Origin of the sequence: Pseudidiomarina fusca (assembly GCF_032227045.1) — a bacterium.
GTDB classification, from domain to species: domain Bacteria; phylum Pseudomonadota; class Gammaproteobacteria; order Enterobacterales; family Alteromonadaceae; genus Pseudidiomarina; species Pseudidiomarina fusca.
Window position 1 is genome coordinate 39,713 of sequence record NZ_JANFPJ010000024.1, and the last position, 6,646, is coordinate 46,358.

6 protein-coding genes are annotated in these 6,646 nt (G+C 49.5%); 3 read left to right on the forward strand and 3 right to left on the reverse strand.

Annotation, left to right across the window (positions count from 1 at the left end):
* Nucleotides 1-60 precede the first annotated feature (60 nt).
* On the reverse strand, nt 61-714 hold the full coding sequence (locus tag NOG12_RS10850; protein WP_313933278.1) for a 2OG-Fe(II) oxygenase: 654 nt from the start codon (nt 712-714) through the stop codon (nt 61-63).
* A gap of 111 nt (nt 715-825) precedes the next feature.
* Here NOG12_RS10850 and mutM point away from each other — a divergent pair, with 111 nt between their 5' ends.
* Nucleotides 826-1,641, forward strand: coding sequence for a bifunctional DNA-formamidopyrimidine glycosylase/DNA-(apurinic or apyrimidinic site) lyase (gene mutM, locus NOG12_RS10855; RefSeq protein WP_153827068.1), 816 nt, complete (start codon nt 826-828; stop codon nt 1,639-1,641).
* Here the strand turns inward: mutM and bioH are convergent.
* Nucleotides 1,638-2,435, reverse strand: a complete 798-nt coding sequence (gene bioH / locus NOG12_RS10860) for a pimeloyl-ACP methyl ester esterase BioH (RefSeq protein WP_313933279.1) — start codon at nt 2,433-2,435, stop codon at nt 1,638-1,640. The genes mutM and bioH overlap by 4 nt on opposite strands.
* Before the next feature lie 204 nt (nt 2,436-2,639).
* On the opposite strand from bioH, the gene NOG12_RS10865 reads away from it, so the two are divergent.
* Nucleotides 2,640-3,140 carry a ComF family protein gene (locus tag NOG12_RS10865; protein WP_313933280.1) on the forward strand — a complete coding sequence of 167 codons (501 nt, stop codon included), beginning with the start codon at nt 2,640-2,642 and terminating at the stop codon, nt 3,138-3,140.
* Between the two features lie 16 nt (nt 3,141-3,156).
* Here the strand turns inward: NOG12_RS10865 and NOG12_RS10870 are convergent, their stop codons facing one another.
* Nucleotides 3,157-5,781 carry a M14 family zinc carboxypeptidase gene (locus NOG12_RS10870; RefSeq protein ID WP_313933281.1) on the reverse strand — a complete coding sequence of 875 codons (2,625 nt, stop codon included), beginning with the start codon at nt 5,779-5,781 and terminating at the stop codon, nt 3,157-3,159.
* A 198-nt stretch (nt 5,782-5,979) separates the two neighbouring features.
* On the opposite strand from NOG12_RS10870, the gene nfuA reads away from it, so the two are divergent.
* Nucleotides 5,980-6,558, forward strand: a complete 579-nt coding sequence (gene nfuA / locus NOG12_RS10875) for a Fe-S biogenesis protein NfuA (protein WP_110076761.1) — start codon at nt 5,980-5,982, stop codon at nt 6,556-6,558.
* Nucleotides 6,559-6,646: the final 88 nt, after the last annotated feature.

The following is a 6,646-nucleotide window of genomic DNA, read 5'->3' on the forward strand; positions in this document are numbered from 1 at the left end:
AAAAAACCCAGCCTAGCTGGGTTTTTTTATGGGCGCTATTTAGTGTGCTCAAGCACTGGGTTAGCGGGTAGGATCAATAACACCATTGATACTATTATTATGCCGATACCAGCCGGTAATGCTATAACGGTCGCGTTGCCCGGCAAGTACTTCATGCACAAACACATCGCTTAAAAACAGCACCAATTTGCCCGCTTCGGGGAGCACCGTCTCGAGCACCTCACCACGTTTACCATAAATAATGAGTTGCCCACCATCGGCGTCTTGCCAATCTGGATTTAAGTAGAACACGCTGGTTAAGATACGATTACTACGACCTTTAAAAGCATCTAGGTGTTTGCGATAAAAAGCGCCAGGCGGATAGTGAGCAAGATGGCACTCGTAATCAAATAACCCCATAAAGAGTTCGCGATTTACTTCTAAGCGCAAGTTATCCATCATGGTTAAATAAGCGTTTTCAAGTGCAAATTCGCGTTGTAACCAGCGGATCTTATCCTGGCGCACGGCCGTATTGGTGGTGTACTGATCAGCTCGACCGATGCCGGCCTGTTGCCAGCAGTCGCTACTCAATTGTTGGGCATACTGGTACAATTGCAGGCAGTAAGGCGCAGCTAGATACTGCGGTACAATAACATACCCGTGCGCAGCAAGCTGGTCATAATCAATAGCTTGAGTACGAAATTGTTGTTCGCTTAAACTAATTTCGGCGGTCATGTGGTGCATGCCTCAACATACTGCAAATATGTGGTGTAGAACAAGAGCGGGAATATAGAATAGCGTAGCTATAAACACAAGCTGCGCGGTATTTTTTGATGAGGTCTAGCCATGCCAGAATTACCCGAAGTTGAAGTCAGTCGTCTAGGTATCAGCCCCCATCTTACAGGGCAACAGATTACCCAGGTGATTGTCCGTGATCGACGCTTACGCTGGCCGGTTCCAGCTTCTTTAGAGACGGTTGCTGGGGCCACCATCGAAGGCGTCGAACGCCGCGCCAAATATTTGATTATTAGCACCACAAAGGGCTACCTGATTGTGCACTTGGGGATGTCCGGAGCTTTGCGGGTGGTACCCGCAGATAGTCTGGTTGTTAAGCATGACCATATTGATCTGGTGCTAGGATCCGGCCTTTGCTTACGTTTTAACGACCCCCGGCGCTTCGGTTGTTGGTTGTATAGCGCAACTCATCCTAGTGCCGACCACCCCTTACTGCGCGAGCTGGGGCCAGAACCCTTAACCGATGCCTTTACGCTAGATTATCTGTTCAACGCCTCGCGTGGTCGTCAGCAAGCCATTAAAACTTTCATTATGGATAATCATGTGGTGGTTGGGGTAGGGAACATCTACGCCAATGAGTCTTTGTTTAAAGCGGGAATTCATCCTAAACGTGCCGCTGGTAAAGTCAGTAAAGCACGTTATCAGCGACTGGTGCCCATTATTAAAGAAACCCTTGCTAGAGCCATTGAACAAGGCGGCACTACCTTGCAAGATTTCACTCAAGCCGATGGTCAGCCTGGTTACTTCAAGCAAGAACTGATGGTGTACGGGCGCGGCGGTAAAGCTTGCATGCAGTGCAAGAGCACCTTGAAAGAAATCCGCTTAGGCCAGCGTAGTACCGTGTATTGCCCACAATGTCAGCGTTAACTGGGCGCGTATTGCTGCAAAAAGGGTTGTAGGGCGGCCATAAAGCCGTTCGGGTCGCTGATGAAAGGCGCATGACTACAGCGTGGCGCCAGATACTGATGCTGTGCGCTCGCAGTGCTTGGCAGGAGCTGGCTCACGTGGTCAGCTACTGCGGCCGGCACTAACGCATCTAGTTTGCCATACACCCGCAATAAAGGTACCGCCAGTTGTGCCAACTGCGGGCGCAAATCCACACTGGCCAGCATATCTAAACCGGCATCGAGCACCGCAGGGGTCGCCATCGGTTTGGCAAATAGCCATGCTTTAATCTGTTTAATATCTTCTTTGGCGTGCGGCGCGCCTAACGACTGGAGCGCCAGGAAGCGTTCCACCGTACGTTTGAAATCTTTGCTCAGTTGTTTCGCAAAGGTATGCAAGATATGCGGTTCGATACCTGGCCATTCAGGTGTTGCAGGAAAATAAGGCGATGAAGCTACGGTGGTTAGGCTATGCAGGCGTTCTGGAGCTTGCAATGCGATCTGGGTTGCTACTAAGCCGCCAAGAGACCAGCCGATTAAATGACAGCGTGAAGGCAAGGCTGCTAAGGTGAGTTCACACAGATTAGCAAACGTCAGTTCGCGGTCCGCAGGCCAAGGTGACTCGCCATAGCCGGGTAGGTCTAGGCGATGGACACGGCCTAATTTGGCTAAATCAGCGACAATCGGCGTCCAGATATTCGCATTCAAACCCCAGCCATGGAGTACCACAATATCCGTCCCTGTGCCCCTGACGGCGCGCCAAACTGAGTCTACCATGAGTGTCCTTGCTACCTTAAACCACTTGAAAAAAGGGCCTCTATGTTAGGTTATTGCTGGCTATGTAATCAATCTTTAACTGGTCGAACAGGTGGCGGACTCTGTTTGGTATGTTTGTATGACTTACCGCGGTTGCCGCCGAGCTGCCTAAAATGGCGTTGTCAGCAACCCGAACGAGCGCAAGGGCGATACTGGTATGCGGCGATGAGCTGGCAAGCAGATACGCGCTCACTCGTGCATCGTTTTAAATTCCACAGTTGTCCCGAGTTAGCTCAGGTGCTAGCACCCTTGATGGTGGCCCAGGTACTGCATTGCTATCAGGATAAGCCCCGGCCAGATGCGATTATGGCGATGCCGATGAGTTATTCGCGTTGGGTTAAGCGTGGTTATAATCAAGCAGGATTGCTGGCGCGGGCGGTCGCCGAACAGTTGCAGTTGCCGATTATTAGTGGTGGTTTACGACGACTCTACGATACCGGTACCCAACAACATCATAGCAGCGCCTCACAACGTTGGGATAGTATGCAGCGCAGTCTGTATTGCACTGGTAATATGACCGGGCTAACGATAGCGGTGGTGGATGATGTGCTGACTACGGGCGCATCAATATCGGCCGCCGCTGCTGCAATTGAGCAGCGCGGCGCCAAGGCGGTGGATGCATGGACGTTCGCTTTTGCTGAACCTCATCCACCGCTCAATGAATAACTGCTAAGAGAGGTGCTTAGTGAGCACTCTCAGCCGCTTCAGCGGCAGCCTCGGCAGCATTTTCTTCGTCGCTCAGGCTAGGAGTGACCTGATCTGCTAAGAAGATAGCATTACTGAGTAACTTAGCGGTGCCCCAGAAGAAGGCACGGAAGTTAATGTCATCGGTAAAGGCAATCACGCGGCCACGACCGTGACGATGGGCGATGATTGCTGCTTTACCTGCCAATACTTCACGGTTCTGAGAGGCGGCAAAACCGGCTAACAGTGGATCGTTAGCACGGTATGTTGCCACGGTAACAAACGGCTGCTCAGGCACCACCATCGCATTTAAGCTGTCTTTAAAGACCGGCAAGGTAGCGCGAGGATAGCCAAACGTAAGCGGATGGGTAGCATCTAATTCAAGTTCAAAGATAGCTCCAGCTACGCGGCGCTGACCGTAAAAATGATCTTGGTCGGCAAAGGTCAGTCCCGCGGTTGGAAACTTCTTCGAAAACTCATCTGAATTCACAAATTCGGCCGCCAAAATATCATGCTGACTTAACCAACGTGCACCGTTTTGTTGGCCAATTACCACACCGCCGTCGCGCACCCATTGCTGTAGTCGCTCTGCGTCTCGTTTAGACAGGTTAGAATAACGACCGTCGACCATTAAAATGTGCGTATAGCGGCTTAAATCAAAGCCACCAAAACGGTCCGTATCAACCATCGAAAGGGGTACACCAACATGGCGATCGAGGTAATACCAAGCTTCGCCGCCTTCGTACATGTTGGCATCGTTACCTACTAGCATCATCACTTGGATAGGTTTCACCGGTGCCAAATTACGGCTACCAAGGTCCATACCGCGCGGGGTTAAACCCGAGCTGATGGCATGCACTGTTACACCGGTTTCTGCGGTAATGGCGGCAAGCTGCTGTTGTACTTTGGCCCAGTCTTGTTGTTGATAGGCTTTAGTCACCACCACGGTACCAGCCGTGAAGTTATAATCGCCAGCGCTAGTCGATGCAGTAAAAGCTTGGTTTGCTTGACGCACATGAATGCCCGCTTGCAATAACCGGTTCAGAGTTTTCGGGGCAAAATAATGGTGCCATTCAAACGCATAAGCGTAGGCATCAGCAGCCAAGTCATGGTTAGGGGTGGTGGTGGGTTGCCATGCTTGGTCGGCAATTTTGATGCGGCGACCATCGTAGGTTGCCCAGTTCAGGTTAAACGCATGGGGTAGGGTCCATGCCGAAACATCATAGAAAGTATTATCTTTAAAGCTCTTCTGATTCATGAACATCGCACGAATCAATAAATACTGAGGTTGTTCTAGCGGGATGTAAGCAGCATGATCTGCTTGGTAAGTGACCCCGTTTAGCTTTAGATCATCGGTTAACACATAACTCTGAACGCCGTGCTGACGCAAAATGTTAAGCATCTCGTGTAGCCGCGCGGGGTCGGTTTCATCACCTACCACATAGCCGTTAAAGTCAGCTTTTTTAGCTGCCGCCATCGAGTCATCGTAAAAACGTTGTTGGTAATCCAAGAACCACTTTTTATTGGCGTGAGCGCCATACATGCTGGTTAACGACGTGGTAAATTGGTTTTGAATGGTAAAAGGAAACTCTAATAAGCCATTAATAGAGTCTTGGGCATGACCACGGCTAGAAGCCTGCTCAAAAAGGATACCGATAGCACCTTGCACATCAGGATAAGTTGAACCTTTCCCAACATAGAAATCATCAAAGGCTTCTTCAGTAAAATACAACCGGCCTTGTTCATCCAGTGCCGCCGCATGACCCTCCGCCAGAGTTTGGGTTAGACGTACGTTTTCGTCTGGCGTATTCGGGTTTTTTCGTGATGGAATACCCGGCTGGAAGAAAAAGGTGCTATCTGTGCCCATCTCATGAAAATCGGTAAGGACGTTAGGCTTCCATTTTTGGAAATTGGCAATACGAGCGCGTGACTCAGGATGCTGTAACAACAACCAATCGCGGTTTAAGTCAAACCAATAGTGGTTAACTCGGCCACGAGGCGTAGGCTGCACGTGCTCACGATGTTGAGTATCGCTGACTAAGTTGATGCTTTTATGCTGATTAGCCCACTGTGCAAAACGAGCTAAGCCATCAGGGTTGTAGGCCGGATCAAGCAAGATAATGGTATCTTTTAACACGCGCTCGATTTTCTCGCCTTCAGCTGCGGCCAAATAATAGGCATACAGCAAGGCTGAGTTACTGCCGCTAGGTTCATCACCATGAATGCTGTAGCCCATGTAGAGGACTAACGGTGCAGTATCCGGGTTACCTTTGCGTTTAGGATCAGCCAAGGCGAGGTGTTGATCACGTAACTGCTCAATATTGCTGTGGTTTTCTGGGGCGGTCACAGTTAATAATAAAAGTGGGCGTCGCTCATGGGTATACCCTGTGACTTCAAGGGTGAACCGGTCGGACTTTTCCGCAAGAATTTCCATGTAACGAACCAACTGTTCAGGCCTTACGTGCCATTCGCCCACTTCGTAGCCGAGTACCTGCTGTGGCGTTGGAATATCAGGGTTGTAAGTTACATCGTCGGGAAGATAATCATCTAAGCTGGTAGCATTGCTAGCAAAACTAGCTACTGCAATAAAGCAAAGCACACATAGAGTAAGCAAACGTTGCATGAAATTTTCCTGCTGAAACCAAAAGTAGTCTTGTAAACTAGCAAACTCTTAACCGAATGCCCACAGTGGTTACTATGCAATGCCCAAAAATTGCGATAAGATATACCCTACTAATTTAGTCAAGTATAGCTTGGTAGCGACTAGCTTATAGCTACCTACCAACGACGAGTAATTCAAAAGTATTGAGGTGATTTGCCCATGATTCGTATTACCGAAAGCGCACAAGCTCATTTTCGTAAACTGCTTGCTGAGCAACCGGATAACACCAATATCCGCGTATTTGTTGTTAACCCGGGCACGCCTTCAGCAGAATGTGGCGTATCTTATTGCCCACCAGACTCGGTAGAAGCTGACGACGAAGTATTACCATTTAGCGGTTTTGATGCGGTGGTTGACTCAGGTAGTGCGCCTTTCTTAACCGATGCCGTGATTGATTTTGAAGAGCAAGATTTAGGCTCGCAACTGACCCTAAAAGCACCGAATGCGAAAGCCAAGAAAGTTTCTGACGATGCGCCTCTGATTGAGCGCGTTGAGTATGTGATTCAATCTGAAGTTAACCCACAGTTGGCTAACCATGGCGGTAAAGTGGCAGTCAGCCAAATAACCGACGACGGCATTGCCGTGTTGCAGTTTGGCGGCGGTTGCAATGGCTGCAGTATGGTTGATGTCACTTTAAAAGAAGGCATTGAAAAAGAACTGCTGCAACGTTTTCCTGGTGAACTTACCGGCGTGAAAGATGCGACCGAGCACCAAGCGGGTGAACACTCGTACTACTAAGAAAAACGGGTCTTTACCTTATCTTTGCGTTCTTTTTGAACAATTAGCAAAACCCGCGTAAACCCTCGCCCAATCGGGCGGGGATATA

Bases quoted from the DNA above. Each gene is read 5' to 3' on its own strand.
- NOG12_RS10850 (WP_313933278.1), bottom strand. From the start codon at position 714: ATGACCGCCGAAATTAGTTTAAGCGAACAACAATTTCGTACTCAAGCT.
- mutM (WP_153827068.1), top strand. From the start codon at position 826: ATGCCAGAATTACCCGAAGTTGAAGTCAGTCGTCTAGGTATCAGCCCC.
- bioH (WP_313933279.1), bottom strand. From the start codon at position 2,435: ATGGTAGACTCAGTTTGGCGCGCCGTCAGGGGCACAGGGACGGATATT.
- NOG12_RS10865 (WP_313933280.1), top strand. From the start codon at position 2,640: ATGAGCTGGCAAGCAGATACGCGCTCACTCGTGCATCGTTTTAAATTC.
- NOG12_RS10870 (WP_313933281.1), bottom strand. From the start codon at position 5,781: ATGCAACGTTTGCTTACTCTATGTGTGCTTTGCTTTATTGCAGTAGCT.
- nfuA (WP_110076761.1), top strand. From the start codon at position 5,980: ATGATTCGTATTACCGAAAGCGCACAAGCTCATTTTCGTAAACTGCTT.